The sequence below is a fragment of the Vibrio sp. 811 genome, assembly GCF_033339195.1.
In genome coordinates, this window is record NZ_JAWOUB010000585.1 from 1 (window position 1) to 611 (window position 611).

Annotated in this window: 1 protein-coding gene; it reads right to left on the reverse strand. The window is 48.8% G+C overall.

Going from position 1 to position 611, the window contains the following annotated elements:
- Positions 1 to 611, reverse strand: a 611-nt coding sequence (locus R7Q46_RS28230; RefSeq protein ID WP_318078448.1) for an aldehyde dehydrogenase family protein, incomplete at both ends; no start/stop codon positions are given.

Genomic DNA, 611 nt, shown 5'->3' on the forward strand with positions numbered 1-611 from the left:
GCATCATCAAAAACGATCAGTGGTGACTTGCCACCTAATTCCATTGTGACTTGCTTAAGCGTTTTTGCACTGTCACCCATAACAACTTTGCCAGTACCTGATTCGCCAGTGAACGATACTTTAGCAATATCCGGATGCGCCGTTAGCATCTGCCCTACGCGGTAGTCACCCTGCACGACGTTAAACACACCATCAGGAAGGCCCGCTTCAGAATAAATTTCCGCAAGCTTAAGCGCTGTAAGCGGTGTTTCTTCCGACGGCTTAAAGATCATTGCATTACCAGCAGCCAGTGCTGGTGCAGATTTCCACATTGCAATTTGAATCGGGTAGTTCCAGGCGCCAATACCTGCGCAAATACCTAGAGGTTCACGGCGCGTATAGAAAAACTGGCTTTCATTGAGAGGTTGTTGCTCACCCTGCAAACTTGGTGCAAGACCAGCGTAATATTCGATAACATCTGCGCCTGTCGTAATATCAACAGCGATCGCTTCTTGAATTGGCTTGCCCGTGTCCGCCACTTCTAAAGCGGCTAACTCGTCATTGCGTTCACGCAGAATCGCTACCGCTTTGTTAAGAATCCGGCTACGTTCAATGGCCGTCATTGCAGACCA